The organism is Streptomyces sp. NPDC005774, assembly GCF_042871645.1.
In the GTDB taxonomy this organism is placed as follows: domain Bacteria; phylum Actinomycetota; class Actinomycetes; order Streptomycetales; family Streptomycetaceae; genus Streptomyces; species Streptomyces pratens.
This window is the reverse complement of record NZ_JBIAIV010000011.1, coordinates 43866-69358: the sequence shown is the minus strand read 5'-3', so window position 1 is coordinate 69358 and position 25493 is coordinate 43866. Positions and strand designations below refer to the sequence as shown.

Sequence of the window (25493 nt, the reverse complement as noted above, 5' to 3'; positions counted from 1 at the left end):
GCCGCCCTGCTCGACGAGCACGGCGCGCGGGAGGCCCCGGGAGACCAGGATGAAGGATCCGAGATGCCCGAGGAAGAAGGGACGCTCCCGTGACGGCCCCGTTCCGGATCCCACCCTCCCGCGCTGGGTGCCTGCACCTGCGGCACCGTCTGACGGTCGCCCGCCGGGGCGCCGACCTCCTCGAACAGAAGCTGCGCATCCTGCGCGCCCGCCACGAGCACCTGCGGCGCGCCGAGGAGAGCGCTGCCCGCCGGTGGCACGATCGTGCGGGGGATGGGCACATGGCTGCTGAGAGCGGTCCTGCTCGGCGGCGAACCCGCGCTCGACGGCGCGGCAGCCGGAGCCGGCCCGGCGAGCATCATGACCGTCGAAGCCGTCACGATGGGGTCCGCCACCCGTTCACGGTCACCTGCTCCGTGCCGGACCGCACTCCCACCTCGGCCGCGCCGGCCGACACCGCCCTGATCCACGCGGAGGCCGCTTTTCGTGAGGCGCTTCGAGCAGCGGCCGAGTACGCCGTGGCCCGGGCGGCCAGGGACATCGTCGAGGCCGAACTGATGCGCACCCGCCGACGCGTCCGCGCCCTGCGACGGCACTGGACACCCCGCCTCGGGTCAGCGCCGGACCGCGTCGAACTCGCCCTGGAGCAGGCCGAGCACGAGGACGCGGTGAGGCGCCGCCGGGCAGCTCGTACCCGGGAGGGCGGCAGAGGGGGCGGTGAGTGAGAAGGCCGCGACGGCCGAGCCCGGCTCGCACGGGCGTCCCCGTTTCCCCACAATGGTGCTGTAACCGAGGCAACCCGGCAGGGGTGCCGTATCCGAGCAGCCGGACCGCCAACCGGAACGGAGAAGCGACATGCACCACCGCACGGTCGCAGAACTCATGACCCGGAACGTGGTCCGGGCGCCGCGTGACATGCCGTTCAAGGAAATCGTCAGACTGCTGGAGGACAACGACATCACCGCCGTACCGGTGGTGGACGAACTGGACCGGCCCATGGGCGTGGTGTCCGAGGCCGATCTGCTGCGCAAGTCCTCCGCCCAGCCCGACCCGTCCGGACGGACGCCGATCCCGCACCTCGAGGCGTGGGATCGGGCCAAGGCCGAGGGCACCCGTGCCGAGGAACTCATGTCGGCCCCTGCCGTGTGCGCGCGTCCCGAATGGACCGTGGTCGAGGCGGCCCGCCTCATGGCGGTGCAGAACGTCAAGCGACTGCCCGTGGTGGACGAGACCGACCGGCTCCAGGGCATCGTCAGCCGGAGCGACCTGCTCCGGATCTTCCTGCGCCGCGACGACGCCATCCACGACGAGATCACCGGGGACGTTCTGCGGCGGACGCTGGGTCCTGCCGCGGAGCAGGTCACAGTCGAGGTGCACGAGGGGAAGGTGACCCTCGACGGGTCCGTCGAGGTCAAGATGATGATTCCCGTCATCGAGCGGCTGTGCCGGAGTGTCGACGGCGTGGTCTCGGTCTCCGAGCACATCGCGTACCGCACGGACGACCCCCGACGCTTCCCCACCGGCGCATAGCCTGCGCCCCGCCCGTGGACCACGTGTCGGCGTGCCGACCGGTCCAGGGGCGGCGCCCCGCCCGTTCCCGCCGGTTCAGTGGAGGATCTTCTCCTTGGCCCGCTGGAACTCGGCGTCGGTGATGTCGCCCCTGGAACGTATCTCGGAGAGTTTGGCGAGTTGCTCCACCTCGTCCCCGCGCCCCGCGCCGCTGCCCGCCGTCTCACGGATGTAGTCGTCGAACGCCTGCTGCCGGGCCCGGGCGTGCCGCACCTCGCGGCCCCCCATGTCCTTGCCGCGGGCCAGGACGTAGACGAACACGCCGAGGAAGGGCAGCACGACCACAAAGACGAGCCATCCCGTCTTGGCCGCCCCGCCGAGCGTGTCGTCCCGGAAGATGTCTCCGATGATCCGGAAGAGCAGGATGATCCACAGGACCCACAGGAAGATCCACATGGCCGTCCAGAATGCTCCGAGGACCGGGTAGTCGTAGGACAGATTCATGTCACCGCTCCTTCTTCCTCGCTTCCGCCGGGCAGCAGGGGCAGCCCGAAGGCCTCACCGATACCGCGGGCGGCGGTCACTACACGGGCGCTGCCGACGATGGGGGCGATGGCCACGAGGGTGCCCCGGATTCTCTCCGGTGGCACGCCGATGTCGTCGGCGGCGCCGACGTTGAGCAGGTACGACGCTGGAGAGGCGCCCATGGCCACCAGCGCCGCGATGCGGGTCAGCAGATACGTCTCCGGGTCCAGACCGGATCGTTCGAACGCGTCGAGCGTCATCTGGACAAGAGTGTCGAACACGGGGGCTTCCGCCTCGCCGGACGTCGTGCCGGCTCCCTCCGCCCCGATCGTTTCCCCGGCCATCTCCGGGCTCCTTTCCTCCGGTCCACCGTCCGTGGGTGTCCCACCGTTCAGTCGGTCGTCAACCAGCCCCCGTACCAGCCCAGTCCGGCTGCGCGTCACGTAGGTCGAGGGCGATCCTCCCCCGGAAGGGCTTGGCCATGGCACTCTCCTCGCTGCCCCGGGCCCTGACCCGGTTGTCCTTCCACCGTGGGCGCGGGCGGCTCGTCCCGCCTCACCCGTCACGGGTGGCAGAGCCCTGCCACGTCACCCGGGCCCGGGGCGTTCGACGTCAGCGAGCGGTGACGCGCCGCCGTCGGCCGACCTCGGGGACGGGGGTCCCCTCGTGCAGTTCCCGGCCCGTGGCCGTGGTTTCCTCATACCAGCGGCCGTACCGGTCGGCGAGGACGACCGCCGACACGCCGTGCAGGAGGACGCTCAGGCCGACGGTGACCGCGACCACCCTGCCCAGCAGCCCGATCCCGTGGACGTGCTCCTCCAGGACGAGCAGACCCAGCACGACGGACGCCAGACCCCGTGGCCCGAACCACCCGATGTACGCCACCGTGGGCAGCCGTAGTCCGCTGCCGACGAGCGCGACGGCCACCGGCAGCATCCGTACGACGGTCAGACTGAGCACCGCGTAGCCGACGACCGGCCAGCTCAGCTCCTCAAGCGTCGGACCGAGCAGCACCGCGCCGAAGACGAGCAGGCTGACCGAGGCCAGGAGCCCGCCGAGGTGTTCGGTGAAGTCGGCGGTGGGATCGGGACCCTCCACCCGGCCCTCCGCCGGCCCGGTGGCCCCGTACCGGCGCAGGGCGGATCCGAAGGAGAAGCCGGCGACCCAGGCGGCGATGAAGCCGCTCCCGTTCGTGACGACGCCCAGCGAGTACGACGCCATGGCGACGGCCGGGACGAAGAGCTGCTCCCACTCCCGCGAGATCCACCCCCGTGCCTGCGCCGACCGCAGCAGCAGGCCGCACCCGGCGCCGACCAGGAGGCCCAGCACCGTGCTCAGTACGAGCGCCCGCCAGAACACGCCCGCCACCCCCTCCTGAGCGGCGGACGTCCCCGGAATACCGGCCAGGAAGAGAAGGAAGAACGGCAGTACCATGCCGTCGTTCAGGCCGCTCTCCACGTTGAGCCCCTGGCGTACGAGTGCCGGGACCCGTGGACTGGTCATGGCCGTTTTGCCGAGGGCCGCGTCCGTCGGCGCGAGGACGGCGCCGACCAGTGCGAGCTCCCAGACGGTCAGTCCGGGCAGCAGGGGCCAGGCCAGCAGCCAGCCGGCCGCGATGCTCAACGGCAGTCCGATGCCGAGCAACCGGCCCGGCAGGAAGCCACCGGACCGCAGGTCCCGTGGCCGCACGATCATGGCGTCGGTGAACAGGACCAGGGCGAGGGCGGCTTCGAGCAGGGTGAGGATCTGCCCCACGTCGTGCTTCAGATCGAAGACATCCCACACGGCGGGCCCCAGGAGCACCCCGCAGCCGACGAACACCATCGCCGACGACACCGGTGTCGACGCCAGCCGCCGTGAGCACAGTGCGTACGCGGCGGTGACGCCCGCCAGCGCCACACCTGTCCAGGCATCGCTGTTCATGCGCGGCCCTTTCGTCCCTGGGTTCCCAGAGCACCAGCGATCCGCCTCGCGAACCTCACCCGTCACGGGTGATCACTCCGCGCAGGCCGCCTCACATGCTCGGAGGTGCAGCACTGGCCGCTGCGGCTCACGAGGAAGCGAGGAAGCGAACATGACAACGACCACCCACCACCGCTCGCAGGCAGGCGAGGGGACCGCGGGCGGGCTGGTGACGTTCGCCGGTGTCCTGCTGTTCATCGCCGGTCTCCTGGATCTGCTCCGGGGCATCATGGCGATCGCCAAGGACGACGTCTACGTCTCCACCCCCAACTACCTCTTCAAGTTCGACCTGACCAGCTGGGGCTGGATCCAGCTGATCCTCGGCGTGATCGCCATGGGTGTGAGCGTCGGCCTCTTCTCGCGCGCCCTGTGGGCCCGGGTCGTCGGGATCGGCATCGCGGGACTGCTGCTCATCGCCAACTTCCTGTCGATCCCTTACTACCCCGTATGGTCACTCACCCTGATCGCGCTGTACGCCTTCGTCATCTGGGCCCTGTGCGTCGTGCGGGAGTAATGACGCAGGGCCCGGAGCGCCACCCACGGCGAGAGGACGTGAGGACATGCTCGTCGCGCTGCCTGCCGTGAGCGCCGTACCCCGCCTCGGCCCCTGAGCACGAGGGAACTTTCCCCGCGTCACCCTTGCCGAGTGACGTGCACAGCGGCGCGGTCGTTGCTCGGCAACATCGGCGGCCGGCGCCACCGACACCGTCGCTCTGCTGCGCCTGAGCAAGGCGGGTCTCGACGTCATCGAAACCGCCATCACCCCGCGGTCCCGCGCCGCGGGCCACACACTCGCCGAGATCGCCCTCCCGGCGGGCACCGTCGTCGCGACCGTCGTCCGGGAGGGCCGGCCCACGGTCCCCGCCCCCGGAATGCGGCTGCGGCCCGGCGATGAACTTCTCGTCGTGTCCCACGCCGCCACCGAGCAGGAGATCCACGCGGCCTTTCAGCAGACCGGAGACCGGGAACGACGTTCCGGTCTCAGCCGTGCCCGGGTGCCGGTCAGGGTTGGATGTCGAGGATGTCCGGCACCGGGCGTCGCGGGGCGCCGGGGCCCTTGGGGCCGTATCCCAGGCGCAGCACGATCTGTATGTGCCCGGCCCCGGACACGGGGTCGCGCAACGGCCAGCGCAGGTCGCTCCACTCGAGGGCCTGAGTGGCGAAGGAGCTGGACAGGCCCTCGAGGGTGGCCAGCAGCAGAACCCGTTCCATGGCCTGGCCGGCGCGCAGCCAGTCCTCCGGGCGGTCGTGGGTGGTGCTGAGGACGGCCAGCTGGGGGGTCCGTTCGAACTCGGCGGTGCCGCGGCCGGGCACCGACCTGCTCCCGGCGAAGTCGCGCATGGGCGCCTTGCCGCCGCGTTTGCGCGGCCCGAAGGCATAGTCGGGCACTCCGTCCCGGGCCGTGTCCACCGACGGAGCATTCATCCGGGTCCACTCCGCCAGGTCCTGGTTGCTGCCACGGTCCGTGAGATTGCGCGCCTCGGCCTCCTCCAGCAGTTCCAGCACCTGTTGCAGGTGCCAGGAGGACGGGAAGGTCAGCATCGCTCCCTCACCGCGGGCGGCGTCGACCAGGGCCGTGCGCAGCTCCTGCGGGATCTCCGTCTCCTCGAAGGGGAAACGGCTGCTGTGCCGCTGGTGGACCGCCGGATACAGCGCCGCGAGACCGCTCTCACCGCTCCCGGGACCGGTCGGCTGTACGGCGGCGAGCAGCGCCGGGTCGGTCGGGTCGGGCAGCAGCCGGGTCGCCGGGTGCCATCCCTCGTGGGCCAGCGCGACCCGCAGATTCAGCAGAGCGGCGCCGCCACCGAGGTGCAGGGCGCGATGGTCCGGGTCGGAGTGCGGCAGGACGCGGTCGAGATCCGCGCGCACGTGGAAGGTACGGCTGCCCCGGAAGTAGCCGAAGCGCCACGGCTGTGCGTTGTGCATGGACGGGGCGGCGGCTGCGTCGTACACGAGGGCCGTCACGCGCTCGTCCGGCAGTGCTTGCTGGTTCACAGGAGTGCCTCCCGCTCACTGTTCGGCCGGAGTGATGCGGCGTCCCGTGAGGTGTGTGGGCCGGATCGACACCCACATCTCGCGCACACCCCCGGCCCACGGTGTGGTGGGGGCGTGTTCGGCCAGCTGTCGCACCTCGTCAGGCTCCGTGACAACCTGTGCGGGGCCGACCGCGAGCACGCTCCAGCCCTGGCTCATGGCCTCGTCCACATGATCGACCTCGAAGGCGATCTCCGATCCCACGGCCGCCGCGGGCACGGAGTCGGGGGCGGTCCTGAAGGCGATCGCGTCGTCGACGACTTCGTAGTTGACCGGGATCACCGCCGGCCCTTCGGGCGTTGTCACCGCGACGCGCCCCACCCCGTGCGTGGACAGCAAGGTGCGGCATTCCTCCGGTCCGAGGTCCCGAAGCTCGGGGTGCAGGAGCGCCATGCCCTGGCCGGGCGGCAGATCGATGCCACTCCCGCGCAGCGCCTGGACGCTGGTGCCCAGCGCCGCGGCCAGCCTGATGAGAGTCGCCAGGCTGGGGTCGCCAGGGTGTTCTTCGAGATAGGCGAGGTAGTCCGGCGCCATCCTGGCGCGGCGGGCCGTCTCTTCCCGGCTCAGGCCCCGTCGTTGGCGTTCGGTGGCCACCCGCCGGCCGATGTCGCCGGGGTCGGGTGCGCCGGCGGGTGAGGGCGCGCCGGCCCCGGCATCGGTTTCGGGCTCGTGTCCGAGATGCTTGACGTGGGCGTCGGGTCCGGGGAACACGAGCGTCACCTCGTGCGTGTCCGACCAGTGCACGTCGTAGGGAGGGGTCCCGTCCTCGTGGTGGAGCCCGACGATCTCGCCGTCGCGCCTGGTGGCGCCGGTTGCCGGACTCTCGATGACGAGGTGGTCGCCGAGATGAGCTCGCATGATCGCCGCCCTTTCCGCAAGGTACCGATGAATGCAACTGGCCCCCCTGACATGCCCTTCACGAAAGACCGCCGGAATGGAAGAGGCGGGCACCGGCCTGCCGTGGCCGCACGGACCGCGACGGCCGGCCCCGCCACCCTCAGCCCGTGATCTCGATGCAATGTGGCTTGGCCTTCTGGGCCTTCGGGACGCGCACCGTGAGGACTCCGTTGGTCGACTCCGCGGTGATGTGTTCGGTGTCGACGTTCGGAGGCAGATTCGTGCGGTGGTCGAACTGTCCGACATGCCGGGTCTGCCGACGGAGTACACCCGTGCGTTCCTTCTGCTTGATCTCGCCGTGGACGTCGAGCTCGCCGTCTTCGATCTCCACGGTGATCCGGTCCTTGTCCACACCGGGGAGCTCCAGCTCCATCGGGTAGGCGTCCTCGGTATCCTCGATGTCGGCCGGCGGCGCCCACGCCTCGGCCGCCCCGGCCTCGGGGAAACCGCCGCCGGGGAAGGGGAGGGTGGCGCGCATGAGCTGATCCATCCGGGCGCGCAGCTCCTCGAGCTCCCGGAGAGGGGCCCATCCGGAGACCGAATCCCTGCCGCGGTGTGCTGGAAGCGTCATCGGTCGTCCTCCTTGGTTCCTGATCCCCGGCGCATCCGGCCGCAGAGACGGATCCGCTGCCCACGAGGCCGGGTACCCGGGCGGGCGTCGAACCCACAAGGTGTCCCCGGCCGAGGCGCAGACTACGGTCACATCGACCACCCGGCGGCCGGACGGGGGTCCGGCCCGGTCGCGCCCGTGCCCTCGACGTCGCGCTCGGCGATTTCCACCAGCTGCCGGCCCAGATCCTGTATGGCCCTGCCCGCCGCCAGCTCGTCACCGATCTCCGGCACCTCCGTGTCCGCCGGATTTCGGTGTGCGGTCCCGTGACCGGTGAGCACCGTGGTTCCGGTGTCGATCACCGCGCGGGCCTTCGTCGTTCCCCCCTCCTCGAAGAGATAGAGGCGAACCTTCCATTCCACGGTGTGCGACATCGCTCTCCTCCTCAGCTCGGGACGGACCGGTACGGCCCGGTCGCCACACTGATCACCGCCATGCCTCCCACGAACCAGCCATTGGTCACGGCCTGGGGCTTCGTCAGCGGCGGGCTGGTGACGGTTCCGTCCCGGTCCGCCCGCACCCGCACCGTGGCGCCCTTGGACGTGTCCGGCTCCACGAGGGCAGTTGCCGTCCGCACCGTGCCGCTGCTGTCGGTCCAGCGGACCTGCGCCTGCGCCTGCTCCTGCGCCTGCTCCTGCACCGTCTGGCCGACATTCTCGTGATCGATATCACCCGGGTACTGACCTGCTGCCGCTCGGCCGACTGGGCCTGCACCGTGCGCATCGACGACTCGTACGCCGTCCTGCCCGCGACGAGTCCTGCCATCGGCGGTCCGACGACGAGGACGATCATCAGCACGCGATGCAACCAGAACTCGACCCGGTCCGACGTACCGGATCAGGGGGTTCCGCCCCTTGGGCGCCTCATCCCCGCGCGGTGGCAGCGGACCGGACGCGTACGGTGAACTTCGGGTACTCATCGTCGGGCCTCCAGCAGACCGCTGGTCGCTCCACTTCTCACCGTCGAACGGCGGCAGGCCCCGGTCACTGGGCCGAAGGTCCCTGGTGGGCGGTCCTTCAGGCCTTGGGGGCCGGCCCTCGGTACGGTTCCCGCCGGCGCGCTGTCACTTCTGCGGTACGACCACGACCGGACACGGTGCGTGATGCAGTAACGCGTGGTTGATCAGGCCGGGACGGCCGTGCCGTTCACCGGCACCGACGACGAGCAGATCCGCCTCCGCCGCAGCCCCCAACAGCGCCTGCCGCGCCGGTCCCTCGACCACCCGGCACGTCACGGCGGTGTCAGGGTACTGCTTCGCAGGGCCGCGCAGAGCGTCGTCGAGCACCTGTGCCGGCGGGCGACGGTGCGCCTCGAGGGCGTACCACGACCCGGGCAGAGGTTCGGAGAGTGCGCCGAGCGGCGCACTCCAGGCGTGGACCGCCACGAGCTCGCAGCGCCGTACATGAGCCTCGCGGAGGGCGAACTCCACGGCTGTGTCGCTTCCCTCACCGTCCTCGACCCCCACGACCACGCTCCCGAACCTGCCGGCCCGGTGCTCCTGCGAGCCACGCACGACGATGACAGGGCAGTCCGCCCGCGCCACCACGGCGAGGCTGACCGAACCCAGGAGCAGCCCGGTGAGTTCTCCGACCCCACTGGACCCGAGCACCAGCGCGAAGGCCTTGTGTCCCTCGCCGACCAGGGCGGAGGCCGCGTCGTCGCGCAGTACCTCGCTCGACAGCCGCACGCCGGTGGCGCCCCCTCCGGCCCGCTGCGAGGCGGCGGTGATCGGGCCGGACGCGTCCTGGCCCGGCGCCGCCGCGTGCATCAGGTGGAGCGGCACCGTGTGCCGGTCCGCCTCGTCGACGGCCCAGTCCACCGCCTCCAGGCTCGACTCCGACCCGTCGACCCCGACCACCAGGGGAACCAACACAGCCATACCTCATCCCTTGCCGGACTCCACCCTTCGAGTGCCGGCCCGCTTCGGGTCCGAGTGCGCCGCAGAGGGGTTTGCGGTAACTCTCGAATGAGCGGCGGCGCTGCGCGGTCTGCCGACGCTTCCGGAGGGGTGACCCCGGTCATCGTCATGTCCAGTTTCTTACGAGATGGAGGCAGGCGCCATGGAGCCAGTGATCACGGTCGGCCTCGACGGCTCACCCGAGAGTCTTTCCGCCGCCCGCTGGGCCGCGGACGAGGCCGAGCGCCGCAATCTCACCCTGCGTCTGCTGCACGCGTGGCCCATGCTCGCGCCGGAACCCACCAAGGTGCCCTCCGAAATCGACCAGAACTACTGGGCGAACCGGCTGGTGCACAACGCACAGGCGGAACTCCAGAGGCGCCAACCCGGTCTCGCCATCGTCGGAAACCTGGTCGCCGACGAGGCCCGGGACGCACTGCCGCACGCGGCGTCGGAGTCCGAGACGACCGTGCTCGGGTCGCGGGGGCTGGAGCTCGTCGAGAGCTGCTTCCTCGGCGACATCAGCATGTCCGTCGTAGCCCGGGCCGAGCGGCCGGTCGTCCTGGTCCGTGCCGAATCCCGCGCGCAGGCACCACCGGCCGCACCCGGGGGGACAGGCGATGCCGTGCTCGCGCTGAAGCTGCACGGCCCCTGCGACGGCCCGCTCGGGTTCGCGTTCGCCGAGGCCTCGGCGCGGAACGTGCCGCTGCGGGCCGTCCACGGCCGGAGCCTGCCCGTCCACGCCTACGTCCCCTGGAGGGCGGACCACGACGTCGCCGAAGGGATCACGCAGGACGCGAGGAAGCAGTTGGACCAGGTCCTTCACCTCTGGCTCGAGAAGTACCCGCGGGTGGGGGTGGCCGACAACATCGGGCTGGAAAGCCCCGCCAGGGCGGTCCTGCGGTCCGCCGGGAGCGCCGGGCTGCTGATCATCGGCCGGCGCCGGCACCGCCGCATTCCGGCACCTCGTCCGGGCCCCGTCGCCCAGGCCGCCATCCCTCACGCACGCCGCCCTGTCGCCGTCGTCCCCCATGACTGAGCCCGATGCCCCGAAGGAAGCGATGACAGCCGCACACCGGACCGACGCGTCTGTACTCCGTCCGGGCCCCGGCCCCGATGGTGCGACGTTTCCGCGCGCGGAGCTGCACGAGACGCACACCGCGATCGTGCTCCTCTTCGGCGATCACGCCTACAAGATCAAGAAACCGGTCGATCTGAAGTTCCTGGACTACACCACGGTGGCGGCCCGCCGGGCCGCCTGCGAACAGGAGCTCGCCCTCAACCGCCGCTTCGCCGCGGACGTCTACCTGGGCCTGGGAGAGATCCGGCTGCCGCATACGGACGCGGCCGAACCGCTCGTCGTGATGCGCCGCATGCCGGCGGACCGCCGCCTGTCCCGTCTGGTACGAGAGGGAGCCGCCGTCGACGACGCCCTGCGGACCGTGGCCCGGCAGCTCGCCGCACGCCACGCGGACGCGCGCCGCGGCCCGGAAGTGGACGTACAGGGAACCCGCGACGCTCTGGCATCGAGGTGGGAAGCGAGTTTCGGGCAGGTCCGTGCCCTGGCCGACGACATCCCCCTGCCCGACGGCATCGACGAGGTCGAGCGGCTGGTGCGCCGCTATCTCGTCGGCCGCGAGCACCTGTTCGACACACGCGTCCGGGAAGGACGGATCGTCGACGGTCACGGCGACCTGCTGGCCGAGGACGTCTTCTGCCTCGACGACGGCCCCCGCATCCTGGACTGCCTGGAGTTCGACGACCGCCTCCGCTTCGTCGACGGCCTCGACGACGCCGCCTTCCTCGCCATGGACCTGGAACAGCTCGGCGCCCCGGAATCCGCCGCCTGCCTCCTCGCCCGGTACAGCGAGTACTCCGGCGACCCCGCGCCCCCTTCCCTGTGGCACCACTACGTGGCCTACCGTGCGTTCGTCCGCGCCAAGGTCTCCCTGATCCAGTCACGTCAAGGCGCGCCCGGTGCCGAGGCGGCGTCCCGGCGGCTTGTCACGGCGACGCTGCGACACCTTCGCACCTCCGCCGTCGGTCTGACGCTGGTGGGCGGGCTGCCGGGCAGCGGGAAATCCACGCTCGCCGGGGCCCTGGCCGACCGCCTGGGGGTGACCCTGCTCAGCAGCGACCGCCTCCGCAAGGAGCTGGCCGGCATCCCGGCGGAGCAGCCCGCGGCGGCCGGCTACGGCGAAGGGCTGTACACACCGGAGTGGACCGCCAGGACCTACGCCGCCCTGCTCGACCGTGCGTCCGCCCTGCTGTCCTCGGGAGAGTCCGTCGTCCTCGACGCCACCTGGTCCGACGCGGGACAACGCGAAGCAGCCCTGCGCACGGCCGAACGCACCAGTGCCGACCTGGTGGCCCTGCACTGCCAGGTCCCCGGCGACGTGTCGGCTGCGCGCCTCACCTCTCGCGCCCCAGGAGCATCTGCGTCCGATGCCGACCTCGCCGTCGCCACCGCCATGGCGGCCGAGGAGCCACCGTGGCCCGAGGCCGTCACGGTCGACACCAGCGGCCCCCTGGAGGCCGCGGCCGTCCGTGCGCTGGCAGCCCTGCGCCCGTGGGGCACCGGCCAGGCCCCCGTCTTCCGCCGCCCCTACACGCAGTCGCACTGACGGAACCGAGGCGGTGCGGGCCTTCCGTGTTGCCCGGGAGCCTTTCCAGGGCGACGGTGGAGAGGAGACGGCGAAGGAGGGAGCCCCCATGCGAGGACTCGTCTACCACGGTCCTGCACAGACCTCCTGGGACACGGTGCCCGATCCCGTGATCGAGGCCGACACCGACGCGATCGTGCGCGTCGACGCGACCACCATCTGCGGAAGCGACCTGCACATCCGGCGGGGGGACCTCCCCGAGGTGAAGCCGGGGACGATCCTCGGCCACGAGGCCGTCGGCGAAGTGGTGGAAGCCGGCAGCGGGGTGCACACCCGGCGTCCCGGACAACAGGTGATCGTGTCGTCCGTCTCGGCCTGCGGACACTGCCCGCCGTGCCGCGACACCATGTACGGACAGTGCCGCGGTGGTGGTGGGTGGATCCTGGGCAACATGATCAACGGGACGCAGGCCGAGTTCGTCCGCGTCCCCTTCGCCGACCACTCCACGCACCGACGGCCCCCGAACCTCCCCCTCGACGAGGCGGTCCTGCTCGCCGAGCTTCTCCCCACGGCCTACGAGGTCGGAGTGCGCAACGGACACGTGAGCCCGGGAGACACCGTCGTCGTGATGGGCGCGGGTCCCGTGGGGCTTGCCGCCGTCATCGTCGCCCGTCTCTACTCGCCGCGCCGGATCGTCGCGGTGGATCTGTCCCGCTCCCGGCTGGCAGCCGCCACCCGCATGGGCGCCCATGCCGCCGAACTGCCCGGGCGGATGGTCGCCGATCTGTCCGAGGGGCCCGGCGCCGACGTCGTCATCGAGGCCGCAGGCGATCCGGACAGCTTCCTCCTGGCGACACGCGTGGTGCGCGCGGGAGGGCACATCGCCAACATCGGCATGCCCGGCAAACCGGCCACCCTGCATCTCGAGGCCTTGTGGCGCAAGAACGTGACGATCAGCACCGGCCAGGTCGACACTTTCTCCACGCCCTGGCTGCTCGACCTGCTGCTCTTCGGACGCCTCTCGGTCTCGCCCCTCGTCACCCACAGGTTCCGCCTCGATGGCATGGAGGACGCCTACGAGGCCTTCTCGCACGGCCCGGACACCGGCGCCCTCAAAGTCGTGCTGCACCGCGAGTTGCCGGCACCGCCCCGGTAACCGGTCCTCCGATCCGCGCCGGGTCGACGGCACCTTTACTTCCCGTGGGCGACGAGGAGGTCGGCGCTGCCGGACAGCGTGGTGAGCTGCGGTGTGTCCTCGTCGTCGATACGAATGCCGGTCCGTTCGCCCAGAATCTCGATGTAGGTCAGGAAGTCCAGCGAATCCATCTCGAGCGCGTCCCGAAACGCGTCGTCGGGACCCAGCCGGCGTGGCCAGGTCGGCGTCAGGAACGACCTGGGTGATCGACTCCTTGACCACGTTCAGCGCGTCGGTTCGGTTCACAGTTTCTCCGGGTTCTGCGAGAGACGGTCGAGCGTTGTCAGATAGCGGGCCCCGACGGCGCCGCCCGTCGCCCGGTGGCACGCAGAGAGGGTGGCCGTGACGACGGGACGTACGCCCAGCAGGCCGTCGACGGCGTACGGCCGGTCGACCACCCGCCCGAAGCCGACCAGGACCACCTGCTGCGGATAAATCACGCCGGACACGGTTTCCACGCCCCGGTCGCCGAGGTTGGTGACCGTGATCGTGGCATCGGACACTTCGGAACCGCGCAGCCTGCCCGTGCGGGCGCGTGACACCAGGTCTTTCAAGAGAGAATCGCGGAGAAGGCCGCCACGCTCACCCCCACGAACGCCACCCACAGGAAGAAACAGGACGACGTAGTGGGGGAGGGCGAGCAGCCATTTGATCAGCCACAGCCAACGGGACAGCGGTGTGTCGAGGACCGCGGTCAGCTGCGCGGGATGGCGCGAGGGCGTCACCGCGGCGGCCGGCATGGCCGGGAGCCTGCTGTTCGTGTTCATGGTGACCTCTCCCTACGGAGTCCGGTGACGATCAGGAGGGGGTGATGCGATGTCCTGGTATCAGCAGCAGCGGCCACACGGGCGGCAGCAGGACTCTCGGGGGAGCCGTCGAGGCCCACGGTTACGGCTGGCGGCATCGCGGCGGCCTCCGTTCCGTACGAAGCTGGAAGTGACCGTGAAGGGCAGGAACGGGTCCGGTGGGGGCGAGAGTCCGCACACGGCCGGCACGGAGCCCGGGGCGCTCTCTCATCCGAGGAGTGTGCCCTCAGCCCCCTCCACCGCGCATGTGGGCGTGCAGGGAGTGCGCGGAACCCGGCACGAGAGGAGACACAGGCGGTGACCCTTCCCCTGGTGGTCGGGATCGACGGGTCCGAGGCGAGCCTGGAAGCGGTGAACTGGGCCGCGGAAGAGGCGGCCCGGCACGGGGTGCCGCTCCGTCTCCTGCACGCAGTGGTACGGGACGACGAGGCGGCCGACGTCCTCGGTGCTGCCGCGGCGCGTGCCGGGAAAACCGCTCCCACGGTGCCGCTGTCGAGCGAGGTGGTGCATGAGGACGCCGCCTTCGCCCTGACCGGCGAGGGGCGCAACGCCTTCGCGCTGGTGCTGGGACCGAGAGGGCGCGGAGGGCTGTCCGGGATGCTCCTGGGCTCGGTCAGCCTCGCCGTGGCGGCGCGGGCGGACTGCCCTGTCATCGTCGTGCGTGGTTCGCGGGAGCACCGGGACGGGAGGTTCGGGAACATCGTCGTCGGTGTCGAGGAGGGGGAGGGGAGTGGCACAGCGGTGCGGTTCGCACTCCGCGAGGCCCAGGTGCGGCGCTGCCGACTGGTGGCGGTGCATGCCTGGAGCGCAGCGGCCGGTGCTCCCACCCCACCTCGGGCCCCGTCGTGGTATGCCCTGGAAGCCCACCGGCGTCCGCCGGCGCAGGTACTCGATGACGCCTTGCGCGACCCTGCGCAGCGGTACCGCGACGCATCGGTGAGCCGGCGGGTGTTCGAGGGACCGGCACGCCGGGCACTGCTGGAGGCGGCGTCGGAAGCGGACCTGCTGGTCGTCGGCGCGCACAGGCGGAAGGGGCACCTGGGCCTGCAACTGGGCCTGACCAATCATGCGATGCTGCACCACGCGCCATGCCCGATCGCAGTCGTCCCTCAGATATGACGAGGCACCCTGGAGACGCGGACCGTGAGGGGCCGGGGGCACGAGGGTAGAGACCGGCGAGCCGACGAGTCTGTACCGATGACACGGTTCCGGCGCGTTCTCCGGACCGGCCGGAGCCGTGGACTCGCCGGTGGGCCTGACCGCGATGGCCGTGCCCCGTGGCGGCGACGTGTGAGGCACAGACAAGCCTTCGGGAGCTGGGTTCGGAGGTCGCGACGTGCCGTAGGGAGTGCGACGGTATGTGCAGGGAGTCTCGTGAGCGGCAGGACAGGAAGGCGGTGGCGACCATGGAACTTCCGCTGGTGGTGGGGCTCGACGGTTCGGATCCCAGCCTCGAGGCAGTGGACTGGGCGGTGGAGGAAGCGGCGCGGCACAGGCTTCCTCTGCGGTTGGTTCATGCCTCGTTGTGGGAGCGGTACGAAGGCAGCGTCCCGTCCTTCGGACGTCAGCGTCCCGCCGAAGCCGTCCTTGCCCAGCACATCATCGCCTCCGGAGCGGAACGCGCCCGGCAGCGCCGCCCGGAGGTCAAGGTGTCGAGCGACGTGCTCCCCGACGACCCCGTGTCGGCGCTGCTGGCGGCCGGGCACGAGGCGTGGTCCCTGGTCACGGGTTCCCGCGGGCGCGGCGAGTTCGCCGGACTGACGCTGGGGTCGGTCGGTCTCACGGTGGCCGCTCGCGCGATGTGCCCGGTCATCGTGGTCCGCGGCGGGGAACGGAACAGGCAGGGAGCCTTCGGACGGGTGGTGGTCGGGGTGGGCGATCAGCCCCACGGTCCGGGTGCGGTGCGGTTCGCCTTCCGCGAGGCCGAGGTGCGCGGCTCGGCCCTGGATGCCGTGCGGGCCTGGCGCAGTCCGGCTCCTGAGCACGCGGACCCCCGGATCGCGGACGACGCCACGCCCGCGCCCGAGGAACGGGCGTCGGCCGGCCTCGCCGAGGCGTTGCGCGAAGCGGTACGGGAACACCCGGACGTCGACGTACGCCGCAGGCCGGTCGAAGGTCCCGCCCACAAGGTCCTTCTGGAGGCATCGGCCGATGCCGACCTGATCGTCGTCGGAGCCCTGCGGCGGCACGGCCACTTCGGTCTCCAGCTGAGCAGGGTCGCCCACACCCTGCTGCACCATGCCGAGTGCCCGGTCGCCGTCGTCCCGCAACGGGTCTGAGTCCAAGGGGGTGTCGCGCTCCTGCACATTTTGGCGAGGAGAAATGCGAGGGCGGCCGATGTCGGAGTGGACGTGGGAGTACGAGGGGTACGAGCCTGCTGCCGAGCGGCTGCGGGAATCGCTCTGCACTCTCGGCAACGGCTGCTTCGCCACCCGTGGCGCGGTGCCCGAGTGCAGGGCGGGTCTGGTGCACTGCCCGGGGACCTACGCGGCCGGGTGCTACAACCGCCTCGAGTCGACCGTGGCGAGGCGCCAGGTCGTCAACGAGGACATGGTCAACCTCCCGAACTGGCTGCTGCTGCGCTTCCGTCTGCGTTCCCAGGGAGGGACCTGGGCGCCGTGGCTCACCCCGGACTCCACAGCCCTGCTCGACCACCGGCAGGTCCTGGATCTGCGCCGGGCCGTGCTCATCCGTACCTCGCGCTACCGGGACGATGCCGCGAGAGCGCTTCGGGTGGAACAGATCCGCCTGGTGCACATGGGGGACCCGCATCTGGCGGCGTTGCGGACGGTGCTCACCGCCGAGGACTGGTCGGGGGACGTCGAGATCGAGTCCTCCCTCGACGGCGATGTGATCAACGCCAACGTCCACCGTTACCGGTCTCTCAACCGGTCTCACCTGGCCCGCGTAAGGACCGGCGTGCAGGAGCCCGGGACGGTGTGGCTGCGCTGCCGGACCAGCACCTCGGACATCGGGATCGCCATGGCCGCCCGGAACGTCGTCGTGGGGCCGCCCTCGTCCTCCTCGCAGCTGCGTCCCGGCCGGCGCCGCGCGGTCCACCGCCTGGTGATCCCGATCGCTCCGGGCCGGCCCGTCGAGGTCGAGAAGACCGTGGCGCTGCACACCTCCCGCGATGCCGCGATCAGCGACCCGCTCGGCGCGGCCGTCGACCGGGTGACCGCGGCACCGGACTTCGCCGCCCTGCTGCACTCCCACACCGCCGCCTGGCAGCAGCTGTGGCGGCGCGCGGACATCCGCATCCCCGGCAAGGCGGGTCGCATCCTGCGACTGCACCTCTTCCACGTACTGCAGACACTGTCCCCGCACACCGCGGATCTGGACGTCGGCGTGCCGGCACGGGGACTGCACGGCGAGGCGTACCGGGGCCATGTGTTCTGGGACGAGCTGTTCGTGCTGCCGTATCTGAACCTGCATCTCCCCGAGGTCTCCCGGGCGCTGCTGACCTACCGCCACCGGCGCCTCGGCCGGGCCTGCCGGGCCGCCGCCACCATCGGCCGGGCCGGGGCGATGTACCCGTGGCAGAGCGGCAGCGACGGCCGCGAGGAGACCCAGGAGCTGCACCTCAACCCCCGCTCGGGCCGCTGGCTGCCGGACAACTCCAGGCTCCAGCACCACGTCGGCTCGGCGATCGCCTACAACGTGTGGCAGTACTGCGAGGCCACCGGCGACACCGAGTTCCTGTACACCAAGGGTGCGGAGATGCTGGTGCAGATCGCCCGCTTCTGGGCGGACAGCGCGGTCCTCGACTCCGCGGCGGGTCGCTACCACATCCGCGGCGTCGTCGGCCCCGACGAGTACCACGACGGCTATCCCGGCGCAGTCCGGCCAGGACTGGACGACAACACGTACACCAATGTCACTGCCGCTTGGGTCATCGCCCGCGCCCTGGACCTCCTGCGCCGCCTGCCCGCCTGGCGCCGGGAGGAGCTGTTCCAGCGTATCCAGCTGGACGGCGACGAGTTCCCGAGGTGGGAGGAGGTGTCCCGGCGGTTGCAGGTGCCGTACCACCAAGGCGTCATCAGCCAGTTCGAAGGCTACGGTGACCTTGCCGAACTGGACTGGGGCGGCTACCGCGCGCGGTACGACAGCATCCGGAGACTGGACCGGATCCTCGAGGCCGAGGGCGACACGGTCAACCGCTACAAGGCCTCCAAGCAGGCCGACGTCCTCATGCTCGGCTACCTCTTCCCGCCCACGGAACTGCAGAGCCTGTTCCGGCGCCTCGGATACCACCTGGACGACGAGGTCTGGGGCAGAACCGTCGACTACTACCTGCACCGCACCAGCCATGGTTCCACCCTCAGCGAACTGGTGCACGGCTGGGTCCTCGCCCGGGTGAGACGAGCCGAGGCGTGGCAACACTTCCATGAGGCCCTGGAAGCGGACATCGCCGACATCCAGGGCGGCACGACCGGCGAAGGCATCCACCTGGGAGCCATGGTCGGCACGCTTGATCTGGTCCAACGCGGCCTGACGGGAATGGAGACCCGCGAGGACGCCCTGTCGCTGGATCCGGTGCCTCTGCCGGCCCTGTCGGAGTACGGGTTCGCACTGAGCTATCGCGGTCACTGGGGCATCAGCCTGCGGTGCCACAGCGGGCAGCTGGAGCTCGGCGTACCGGACTCGGAGGAATCGCCGGTCCGCGTGGTCCTGGCGGACCGGGCCGTCACCATCGCTCCCGGAGAGACCTGCACGCTCCAGCTGCCGGCGAGCTGATCCGCGCCGCCGACGGGAGAAGTCCCAGGGGACGTCACGAGCCGCCGGAGTTCAAGTCGCCGGCCGTCTCTGACGCTTCGACGTCTCCGTCACTGAGAGCGTGGGCGTAGTCCTCAACGGGCTCAGCCGGCGCTTGGGCGGCGCCCGGCTACAGTCGAACGAACGGGCGCTGCGCCGAGTGGTTGTCCGTCGGCTGCCCAGGCTGTGAGAGGAGGCGGACCCGCCATGCCGAAGAACGTGCTGGTCGCCTACGGGACAGCCAATGGATCGACAGCGGAGATTGCCGAGACCGTCGCCGGAGTCCTGCGCAAGGAAGGGCTCACTGCCGAGGCACGTGCCGCCGGGTCCGTTCCGAGCGCGGCGTCGTACGACGCGGTCGTGCCGATCAGGGAGCCAGGGAGAAGTAGTTCTCCTCTTCCTGCGTGAAGTGCAGCCGCAGCACGGTGTGCAGACCGTAGAGGCAGGCGCGCAGGTCCTCGAGCTGCTCGGGCTTCAGTGCGCCCTGCGCTTCGGCGAGTGCCACGTGGGTGGCCACCCGCCCGGAGAGCCGTTCGATCTCGGCGTGGGCGCGGCTCATGGTCGCCGTCGCCTCGGGGCCGCCGAGTGCGGGTCCGAGAGCCGGATAGAGCTGGTGCTCCTCGGCGTACTCGTGCGGCAGCAGCCGCTCGGTGAGCAGCCGGTTCACCTCGCGGACCGACTCCAGGGCCTGCGCGTCCCGGCCGGGAACCGAGAGCCGGGCCGCCGCGTCGCGCACGGCCTGCAACACGTCCTGCAGGTCCTCGTGCTCGGCCGCGAAGCGGTGGATCAGGGCCTCGGCGGCGGGTTCCAGGGCGGGCCGGACCCCTTGGTCCACGCGCAGGGCGCGCAGCGCGTTGAGGATGACCGCCACATCGATTCCCTCCTGCAGCAGCGCGCCGGCCGCCGGCGGCAGCAGTCCCATGGCGGCCGCACCCATGGCCGCCAGGGACAGCAGCATGCCGCCGAGGGCGCTCTGTACGGCGATGCGGCGCGCCCGTACGGCGATCGACGTGGCGTCGGCCAGCCGGTCCACGCGGTCGGTGGTGAGGACGATGTCCGCGGCCTCGGAGGACGCGGTGGAACCTCGCGCCCCCATCGCCACGCCGACGTCCGCGGCGGCGAGCGCGGGCGCGTCGTTCACCCCGTCGCCGACCATGACGGTGACCGCGTGCTCGCGTTCCGCGCGGACCTCGGCCACCTTGTCGGCCGGCGTCAGTTCGGCCCGTACGCCGTCGAGTCCGAGGACGGCGGCGATCTCGCGGGCGGGTTCGGGCCGGTCACCGGTGAGCATCACGATCCGCTCGATGCCGGCCGTGCGCAGCCGTCGCAGGGCCCGCGGTGCGTCGTGGCGCAGCGGATCGCGCAGCAGGACGGCCCCCACGGGGCCGCCGTCGATGGTGAGCCAGGCGACGGCGGCCCCGTCCAGCAGCGCCCGGTTCTCCGCCGCCCGTGCCCAGTCCGGGACCGGCGCGTCGGGCTCCAGGCGGCCGACGGTCGTCCTGCGGCCCTCGACCACGCCGTGCGCGCCCCGGCCGGCCTCCTCCGACACGTCGGTCGCCGCCGACGGCTCCAGTCCGCGCTCGCGGGCCGCGTCGACGATGGCGTGGGCCAGGGCGTGTGGTGAGTACTGGTCGACGGTGGCCGCCAGCCGCAGCACCTCGGCGGGTTTCCAGCCGGGGCCCGCAGTCACGTCGAGAACGCGCGGGCGACCGCCGGTGAGGGTGCCGGTTTTGTCGAGCAGCAGCGTCCGGGCCCGTCCCAGGCGCTCCAGGGCGCCACCGCCCCGGACCACCACACCCAGCCGGGACGCCCGGGACAGCCCGGAGACGATCGCCACCGGGGCGGCGAGCAGCAGCGGGCAGGGGGTGGCGACCACCAGCACCGCGACGGCCCGCACCGCGGAGCCACTGAACAGCCAGGCCAGCCCTGCGACCGCCACCGAGAGGGGCAGGAACCATGCCGCGTAGCGGTCGGCCAGGCGGACGACGGGGGCCGCCTCCGCGCCCGCCTGCCGGGCCAGCCGCACGATCCCGGCGTAGGCGCTGTCCTGCTCGGTCGCCATGGCCCGCAGATCGAAGGCTCCGCCCGCGTTGACTACTCCGCTGCGCACGGTCTGCCCGGACACCCGTTCCACCGGCGCAGACTCTCCCGTGAGCACCGACTCGTCGAGGACGGCCGCCGGGCCCACCACCTGCCCGTCGACGGGGACGACCTCGCCCGCGCCCACGACGAGCAGGTCCCCCACGGCGACCTCGGCGAGCGGGACCTGGCGGACCTCGGCACCGGATCGCTGGCGGGCCGTGCGGGGCGCGTGCGTGAGCAGCGCACGCAGGTCGTGGGAGGCACGGCGCTGGGCGGCGGCCTCCAGGGCGCGGCCGGTGGCCAGCATCAGACCGATCAGCGCCCCGGCGAGATACTCGCCGACGGCCAGGGTGCCGCCGAGTGCCAGGACCGCGATGAGGTCCACGCCGGCGTGACCGCGCCGCAGCGCGGCCAGTACCCAGCCGATCGCGGGGATGACGGCGGAGGCCGCGCCCAGCGCCCAGCACAGGTCGGCGGCGACGGTGTCGCCCAGCAGCCGGAGGACGCCCCCCGCCGTCAGCGCCGAGGCCGTGACAGCCAGGAGAGCGGGTTCGAGCCAGGACGTCCCTGTCGGCGCTGAGGCAGGTCCGGGCAGCGACTTCTCCGTGGCGGCCCGGCGGGTGGGGTCGGCGCGGTTGACGTGACGCATGGCAGTCCTCACCGTCGGCGGGTTCGCGGTAGGGAGCAGCCGGGGACGACGCCGCCCGTCCGGCCAAACCACGGACCGGCCGCGCGGGTACTTCCCTCGCCATGCATCCAGGATCCGACGATTCATCGGGCGGCTCCAGGGCCGCATGGTCCCCATGCTCCTCGTCCGGCCCCCGGCCCGCCACACCCAGGGTCCGTCACGGTGCTCCCCGCCGAGAGGCCAGGAGCGGCAGCGCGTGGCCGACCGGCCGGGCGAGGGCGAGTACGCGCGGGTGCGGCGAGCGACCGGGGCGAGGTGAGCCTTTCCCCGCCCGGTGCCCGCACCTTGCCTGGTCAGGGCCTGGGCGGCGGCAGGCCGGCCGCTGCGGGTGCCGCAGGTACTACCCGCCGCCGTACACCGTGAACGCCGTGGGGCATCGCTCTGCTTGATCTCCACCCTCGAGCCGGAGACTTCCTGGAGGGCGCGCCCTCAGCCGGCACCACGAGCACCCCCCTACCTCAGCCGCACCCAAACCCCGGCAGATCCTCGGTGAGCGGCCGGCCCGCGAGAGACCTTGGTCGTCCTGTACGCCGGCCCTCCCACCAAGCCCTGAACACGACCGCACCCGGCTGTAGCCCTCAGTATCCGCTGAGGGAGGCCCGCGACGAACGCAGTGCCCGGTCGCGGTCGTGCCCGAACGGCAGTTGGTAAGTCACGACATGCTCCGGCCTGACGGCTGACGGCTGACGGCTCTTGGCTGAATGCGTGAGGGCGTGGGATCCGGCTGGGTGGCCCGCTTTGCGTACTGACGGCGCACCGCCGTCCGTCATGCCGCCGGATGCGCATCTCTGGCGGTGTGGCGATGGTTCCCGCAGCGTGGAGAGCAGGGGCGGACCGGCCCGGTGGGCACGTACGCCGAAGGAGAGGTGGGACGCATGGACAAGGATGCCTCCGAGCGCCGGGTGGTGGTCGGTGTCGACGGGTCGCAGTCCTCGTACGAGGCTCTGCGCTGGGCCGTGCGCTACGCCGGTCTCGTCGGCGGCACCGTGGACGCGATCGCGGTGTGGGAGCTGCCGGGCCTGTACGGCTGGTCGGCGCCCGCCGTGGACATGGACGTCGACGAGGACGAGACCCGGCAGAAGATGAGCCGGGAGCTGACCGACGTGCTCGGCGCGGACACGGCCGGCTCGATCCGGACCCATGTGGTGCACGGCAATCCCGCCGACGTCCTGCTGCGGGCCGCCGAAGGAGCCGAGGTCCTGGTTGTCGGCAGCCGGGGCAGGGGCGGATTCGCGCGCGCCCTGCTCGGCTCCGTCAGCCAGCACGTGTCCCAGCATGCGAGCTGCCCGGTGGTGATCGTGCGCTCCGAGAAGGAGTGACCCCGAAGCAGTGACCTGCGGCCCGGGACGGTGCAGGGCCCCAGGTCACCGGAACGCCGCGTGGATCTCCTGCTCGGTCGACTCGTGGGACACGATCAGCAACTCGTCGCCGGGGAGCAACCGCACCTCGGGGCCGGGGACCGTGGGCCGGCCGTCGCGTACGACGGTGGCGACCACGGTGCCGGCGGGCAGGGTGATCTCGCCCAGCGTGCGCCCCGAGGCCCGGGACCGCTCGGTGATCGTGGTCTCGATGACCTCGACGCCCGCCTTACTCAGCCGCAGCAGCGCCACCGTGTCCGCCGCGCCGCTGGCCTCCTCGATGAGGGAGATCAGTGGGGTGGCGGCAGGCACGGCCACGTCCACGCCCCAACGCTGGCCGAAGAGCCGGTCGTTCTCCGCTGCATTGACGCGCGCAGCCACCCGCCCCACCCCGAACTGCCGCTTGGCGAGCAGGCTGATGACGAGGTTGTCCTCGTCGCGGCCGGTACGCAGAACGCCGGTACAAGGACGCCCGCCGCTTCGTGCGGCGCCCCGGCAGCTTCCTGTCCTAGCACCAATGCCGGGATTCTGTTGGCGATCTTCAGGTGAGGCTGTAGGTGAGGCAGAGGGCGTGGAAGCGGGTGGGTCCGCGCTCGGTCCGGACGGGGGTGCGGATCCAGTCGGCGACGCGGACGAAGTTGCAGGCCGCGGCGGTGAGCGCGGTCTGCAGGCGGGTCTTGGGCAGGCCGCGGTAGCGGGAGCGGCGCAGGCCGAAGGCGCGGACGGCCTGGGAGTTCAGGGCCTCGACGCCAGCGCGCGTCGCGTAGCAGTCCTTCCATTCCTGGGTGTGCTGCTCGGCCCAGTTGCCCAGTTGGATCTCGTGGAGTTCCTGGATGGGCTGCAGGGTTACCGTGCGGGGTCGATCGGCTCTGGTGGTGCAGCGCGGGCGTTGGGGGCACGTCCGGCAGGTGTCAGCGGGGAAGGAGGCCTGCAGGTAGGGGTGCTGATTGAGGGTCAGCGTTTTCCAAGGCAGGCTCTTATGGCCCATGGGGCAGGTCAAGCTGCGGGTGTCCCAGTCGGCGGTGAAGGCGGCCTTGGAGAAGGCCGGGTCCGGGGGCGCGGTGCGGCCCGAAGCGGTGGGGATCGGGCCGGTCAGCGTGACGGCGTGGGCCGCTCGGGCGCGGGCGATCCGGGCCGGAGTGGGGTAGGCGGCGTCGACCAGGTGCTCGTCCGGGAGGAGGTGCAGGGCGGCGAGGTCGGTGTGGATCTGGTCGAGAAGGGTGCCGTCCTGGACGGGGGCGATGGTGGCGGTGGCATGCACCACGATCTCGGGGCGGTCGCGGTCGCAGCACTCGGTCAGATGCGCACGGTACCCGCTCCACTCCAGGCCGTTCTTGACGCAGTAGTGCGCGTCGGTGTCGTAGGGGGAGTCGAAGCGCAGGCTCGCCGGGGGCAGGGCGTGGCCATCGCGCCAGCGCAGCACCCCGGCCGCATCCCAGTAGAAGTGGTGCGTCCACACCCGCCTGAGGATCTCCACCTGGCGCAGGCCGCGCAGCCCCGGCGGCGTGCCGGGCTGCCACAATGCGGTCAGCAGCCGGCGCCCGTCCTCGCCGAAGGTTTCGGCCAGCGCGGTGACGCCGGCCGCGCCACCGGGGACCTTGCCGATCTCCACACGGTGCCCGTAGCGCTTGTCCCAGCCCGGTTGGATCAGCGGGGCCAGGAAGTCGGGATCCTGGCGGGCGAGTTCCTCCAGCGCCGCGCGCACGCTCTCGCCGACCAGCTCCAGGCGGCTGATGCGGCGGACCGCGGCCAGCACATGGGTGGCGTCGGTGCGCTGCCTGCCCCGTCCAGCGAGCAGGCCGGCCGCCATCAGGTGGCGCAGCATCAGGTTCAAGATCCGGTCAGCGGCATCGCCGTCGACCAGCCGGGCGCGGAACTCGCACAGCACCGAGTGGTCGAAGCCGGGGTCGTCCAGTTCCAGACCCATGGCGTATTTCCAGTCGATGCGGGTGCGCACGGCCTCGGCGGCCTGCCGGTCGGACAGGTGCTCGGTGTACTGCAGCACCGTGACCAGCGCCAACTGGGCCGGGGAGAGGGCCGGGCACCCATTGCGGGGGTACAGGTCGGCGAAGTCCTCGTCCCGGAACACCTCGGCCAGCCGGTCGCGGATCAGCATCGCCCTCGTGCCCTTCGGACACGCCCGCCAGGCCGTGCGCACCGTCGCCGTCGGGATCTCCTCGAAACCCCGCGGACGCAGAGACATGCCCCACCACCGCCTTCGGATCAGCCCCCGCCCTTCCAGGACACCGCCTCAGGACCGTCCCGTCCACCCCATGAAGATCGCCAACAGAATCACGCCGGTGACTTAGGCCGTGCAGATCTTTAACACGCTTTCTTGATCTTGCTTTGGGTCTGTCGAACGAACGGCTCTGTCCCACACGCGGTGGTGACAGAGCGTCATCGCTGATGTGCCTGGTCCGAGCTCCGAGGAGAGCAGTGGCAGACGCGCCGTCGAGCGGGACGGGCACGGTGTCCACGGTCGCGTCACCCGTGCTGGTCTGGGAGTGTTACTGCCGGCCACGGCAGCCACTTGCCGTTACCACCGCATGTGAGACAGAGTCGAACGTTTTAC

General features: G+C 71.5%; 25 protein-coding genes and 3 pseudogenes. 13 read left to right on the top strand and 15 right to left on the bottom strand.

Annotation, left to right across the window (positions count from 1 at the left end; translation table 11 throughout):
- Nucleotides 1-89 precede the first annotated feature (89 nt).
- Together ACFYQA_RS13165 and ACFYQA_RS13160 are read left to right on the top strand one after the other, a co-directional pair.
- Nucleotides 90-725 (top strand): V-type ATP synthase subunit D, encoded by a 636-nt coding sequence (locus tag ACFYQA_RS13165; RefSeq protein WP_388915834.1) that lies wholly within the window; start codon nucleotides 90-92, stop codon nucleotides 723-725.
- A 130-nt stretch (nucleotides 726-855) separates the two neighbouring features.
- Nucleotides 856-1530: a CBS domain-containing protein gene (locus ACFYQA_RS13160; protein WP_388915831.1), complete on the top strand. Its 675-nt coding sequence runs from the start codon at nucleotides 856-858 to the stop codon at nucleotides 1528-1530.
- 75 nt (nucleotides 1531-1605) lie between these two features.
- Here ACFYQA_RS13160 and ACFYQA_RS13155 read toward each other — a convergent pair whose 3' ends face one another.
- The 3 genes from ACFYQA_RS13155 to ACFYQA_RS13145 form a co-directional block, all read right to left on the bottom strand.
- Nucleotides 1606-2013, bottom strand: a complete 408-nt coding sequence (locus tag ACFYQA_RS13155) for an SHOCT domain-containing protein (protein ID WP_386397296.1) — start codon at nucleotides 2011-2013, stop codon at nucleotides 1606-1608.
- Nucleotides 2010-2378: a carboxymuconolactone decarboxylase family protein gene (locus ACFYQA_RS13150; RefSeq protein ID WP_388915828.1), complete on the bottom strand. Its 369-nt coding sequence runs from the start codon at nucleotides 2376-2378 to the stop codon at nucleotides 2010-2012. Before ACFYQA_RS13150 ends, ACFYQA_RS13155 begins: the two co-directional genes overlap by 4 nt.
- Before the next feature lie 268 nt (nucleotides 2379-2646).
- Complete coding sequence (locus ACFYQA_RS13145) at nucleotides 2647-3957, bottom strand: cation:proton antiporter (RefSeq protein WP_388915825.1); 1311 nt, start codon at nucleotides 3955-3957, stop codon at nucleotides 2647-2649.
- A 151-nt stretch (nucleotides 3958-4108) separates the two neighbouring features.
- On the opposite strand from ACFYQA_RS13145, the gene ACFYQA_RS13140 reads away from it, so the two are divergent.
- Together ACFYQA_RS13140 and ACFYQA_RS13135 are read left to right on the top strand one after the other, a co-directional pair.
- A complete protein-coding gene (locus tag ACFYQA_RS13140; RefSeq protein ID WP_388915822.1) occupies nucleotides 4109-4510 on the top strand; it encodes a hypothetical protein in 402 nt (133 codons plus the stop codon).
- Nucleotides 4511-4709: 199 nt separating this feature from the next.
- Nucleotides 4710-4928: pseudogene (locus tag ACFYQA_RS13135) on the top strand (TrkA C-terminal domain-containing protein); the annotation flags it as partial.
- Nucleotides 4929-4998: 70 nt separating this feature from the next.
- Here the strand turns inward: ACFYQA_RS13135 and ACFYQA_RS13130 are convergent.
- From ACFYQA_RS13130 to ACFYQA_RS13110, 5 genes are all read right to left on the bottom strand, one after another.
- Nucleotides 4999-5991 (bottom strand): Acg family FMN-binding oxidoreductase, encoded by a 993-nt coding sequence (locus ACFYQA_RS13130; protein ID WP_388915819.1) that lies wholly within the window; start codon nucleotides 5989-5991, stop codon nucleotides 4999-5001.
- Nucleotides 5992-6006: 15 nt separating this feature from the next.
- A complete protein-coding gene (locus ACFYQA_RS13125; protein ID WP_388915812.1) occupies nucleotides 6007-6888 on the bottom strand; it encodes a pyridoxamine 5'-phosphate oxidase family protein in 882 nt (293 codons plus the stop codon).
- 139 nt (nucleotides 6889-7027) lie between these two features.
- Complete coding sequence (locus ACFYQA_RS13120) at nucleotides 7028-7498, bottom strand: Hsp20/alpha crystallin family protein (protein ID WP_388915809.1); 471 nt, start codon at nucleotides 7496-7498, stop codon at nucleotides 7028-7030.
- 128 nt (nucleotides 7499-7626) lie between these two features.
- A complete protein-coding gene (locus ACFYQA_RS13115) occupies nucleotides 7627-7911 on the bottom strand; it encodes a DUF1876 domain-containing protein (RefSeq protein WP_388915807.1) in 285 nt (94 codons plus the stop codon).
- 11 nt (nucleotides 7912-7922) lie between these two features.
- Complete coding sequence (locus tag ACFYQA_RS13110; RefSeq protein WP_388915804.1) at nucleotides 7923-8177, bottom strand: hypothetical protein; 255 nt, start codon at nucleotides 8175-8177, stop codon at nucleotides 7923-7925.
- A gap of 18 nt (nucleotides 8178-8195) precedes the next feature.
- On the opposite strand from ACFYQA_RS13110, the gene ACFYQA_RS13105 reads away from it, so the two are divergent.
- Nucleotides 8196-8441: a hypothetical protein gene (locus ACFYQA_RS13105; RefSeq protein ID WP_388915801.1), complete on the top strand. Its 246-nt coding sequence runs from the start codon at nucleotides 8196-8198 to the stop codon at nucleotides 8439-8441.
- Between the two features lie 159 nt (nucleotides 8442-8600).
- On the opposite strand, the gene ACFYQA_RS13100 is transcribed toward ACFYQA_RS13105, so the two are convergent.
- Nucleotides 8601-9410: a universal stress protein gene (locus ACFYQA_RS13100; protein ID WP_388916137.1), complete on the bottom strand. Its 810-nt coding sequence runs from the start codon at nucleotides 9408-9410 to the stop codon at nucleotides 8601-8603.
- Between the two features lie 187 nt (nucleotides 9411-9597).
- Between ACFYQA_RS13100 and ACFYQA_RS13095 the strand changes: the two genes are divergently transcribed.
- The 3 genes from ACFYQA_RS13095 (at nucleotide 9598) to ACFYQA_RS13085 (ending at nucleotide 13193) form a co-directional block, all read left to right on the top strand.
- On the top strand, nucleotides 9598-10473 hold the full coding sequence (locus ACFYQA_RS13095; RefSeq protein WP_388915798.1) for a universal stress protein: 876 nt from the start codon (nucleotides 9598-9600) through the stop codon (nucleotides 10471-10473).
- Between the two features lie 22 nt (nucleotides 10474-10495).
- Complete coding sequence (locus tag ACFYQA_RS13090; RefSeq protein ID WP_388915795.1) at nucleotides 10496-12058, top strand: AAA family ATPase; 1563 nt, start codon at nucleotides 10496-10498, stop codon at nucleotides 12056-12058.
- A gap of 88 nt (nucleotides 12059-12146) precedes the next feature.
- Nucleotides 12147-13193, top strand: a complete 1047-nt coding sequence (locus ACFYQA_RS13085; RefSeq protein ID WP_388915792.1) for an alcohol dehydrogenase catalytic domain-containing protein — start codon at nucleotides 12147-12149, stop codon at nucleotides 13191-13193.
- 35 nt (nucleotides 13194-13228) lie between these two features.
- Here ACFYQA_RS13085 and ACFYQA_RS13080 read toward each other — a convergent pair whose 3' ends face one another.
- From ACFYQA_RS13080 to ACFYQA_RS13070, 3 genes and pseudogenes are all read right to left on the bottom strand, one after another.
- Complete coding sequence (locus ACFYQA_RS13080; protein WP_388915789.1) at nucleotides 13229-13363, bottom strand: hypothetical protein; 135 nt, start codon at nucleotides 13361-13363, stop codon at nucleotides 13229-13231.
- A 111-nt stretch (nucleotides 13364-13474) separates the two neighbouring features.
- Nucleotides 13475-13735 (bottom strand): 2-oxo acid dehydrogenase subunit E2, encoded by a 261-nt coding sequence (locus ACFYQA_RS13075; RefSeq protein WP_388915786.1) that lies wholly within the window; start codon nucleotides 13733-13735, stop codon nucleotides 13475-13477.
- Nucleotides 13736-13788: 53 nt separating this feature from the next.
- Nucleotides 13789-13972: pseudogene (locus tag ACFYQA_RS13070) on the bottom strand (DUF4389 domain-containing protein); the annotation flags it as partial.
- A gap of 363 nt (nucleotides 13973-14335) precedes the next feature.
- Here ACFYQA_RS13070 and ACFYQA_RS13065 point away from each other — a divergent pair.
- The 4 genes and pseudogenes from ACFYQA_RS13065 to ACFYQA_RS13050 all read left to right on the top strand — a co-directional run.
- Nucleotides 14336-15157 carry a universal stress protein gene (locus ACFYQA_RS13065; RefSeq protein ID WP_388915783.1) on the top strand — a complete coding sequence of 274 codons (822 nt, stop codon included), beginning with the start codon at nucleotides 14336-14338 and terminating at the stop codon, nucleotides 15155-15157.
- Between the two features lie 287 nt (nucleotides 15158-15444).
- On the top strand, nucleotides 15445-16317 hold the full coding sequence (locus tag ACFYQA_RS13060; RefSeq protein WP_388916134.1) for a universal stress protein: 873 nt from the start codon (nucleotides 15445-15447) through the stop codon (nucleotides 16315-16317).
- Nucleotides 16318-16375: 58 nt separating this feature from the next.
- Complete coding sequence (locus ACFYQA_RS13055; RefSeq protein WP_388915780.1) at nucleotides 16376-18775, top strand: glycoside hydrolase family 65 protein; 2400 nt, start codon at nucleotides 16376-16378, stop codon at nucleotides 18773-18775.
- A 225-nt stretch (nucleotides 18776-19000) separates the two neighbouring features.
- A pseudogene (locus ACFYQA_RS13050) lies at nucleotides 19001-19156 on the top strand (flavodoxin domain-containing protein); the annotation flags it as partial.
- Between the two features lie 4 nt (nucleotides 19157-19160).
- Here ACFYQA_RS13050 and ACFYQA_RS13045 read toward each other — a convergent pair.
- On the bottom strand, nucleotides 19161-21524 hold the full coding sequence (locus ACFYQA_RS13045) for a heavy metal translocating P-type ATPase (protein WP_388915777.1): 2364 nt from the start codon (nucleotides 21522-21524) through the stop codon (nucleotides 19161-19163).
- A gap of 914 nt (nucleotides 21525-22438) precedes the next feature.
- Between ACFYQA_RS13045 and ACFYQA_RS13040 the strand changes: the two genes are divergently transcribed.
- Nucleotides 22439-22882 (top strand): universal stress protein, encoded by a 444-nt coding sequence (locus ACFYQA_RS13040; protein WP_388915774.1) that lies wholly within the window; start codon nucleotides 22439-22441, stop codon nucleotides 22880-22882.
- Between the two features lie 45 nt (nucleotides 22883-22927).
- On the opposite strand, the gene ACFYQA_RS13035 is transcribed toward ACFYQA_RS13040, so the two are convergent.
- A complete protein-coding gene (locus tag ACFYQA_RS13035) occupies nucleotides 22928-23302 on the bottom strand; it encodes a TrkA C-terminal domain-containing protein (protein ID WP_388915771.1) in 375 nt (124 codons plus the stop codon).
- Nucleotides 23303-23462: 160 nt separating this feature from the next.
- Entirely contained in the window at nucleotides 23463-25124 is a 1662-nt protein-coding gene (locus ACFYQA_RS13030; RefSeq protein WP_388915768.1) for an IS1182 family transposase, read from the bottom strand.
- Nucleotides 25125-25493 lie beyond the last annotated feature (369 nt).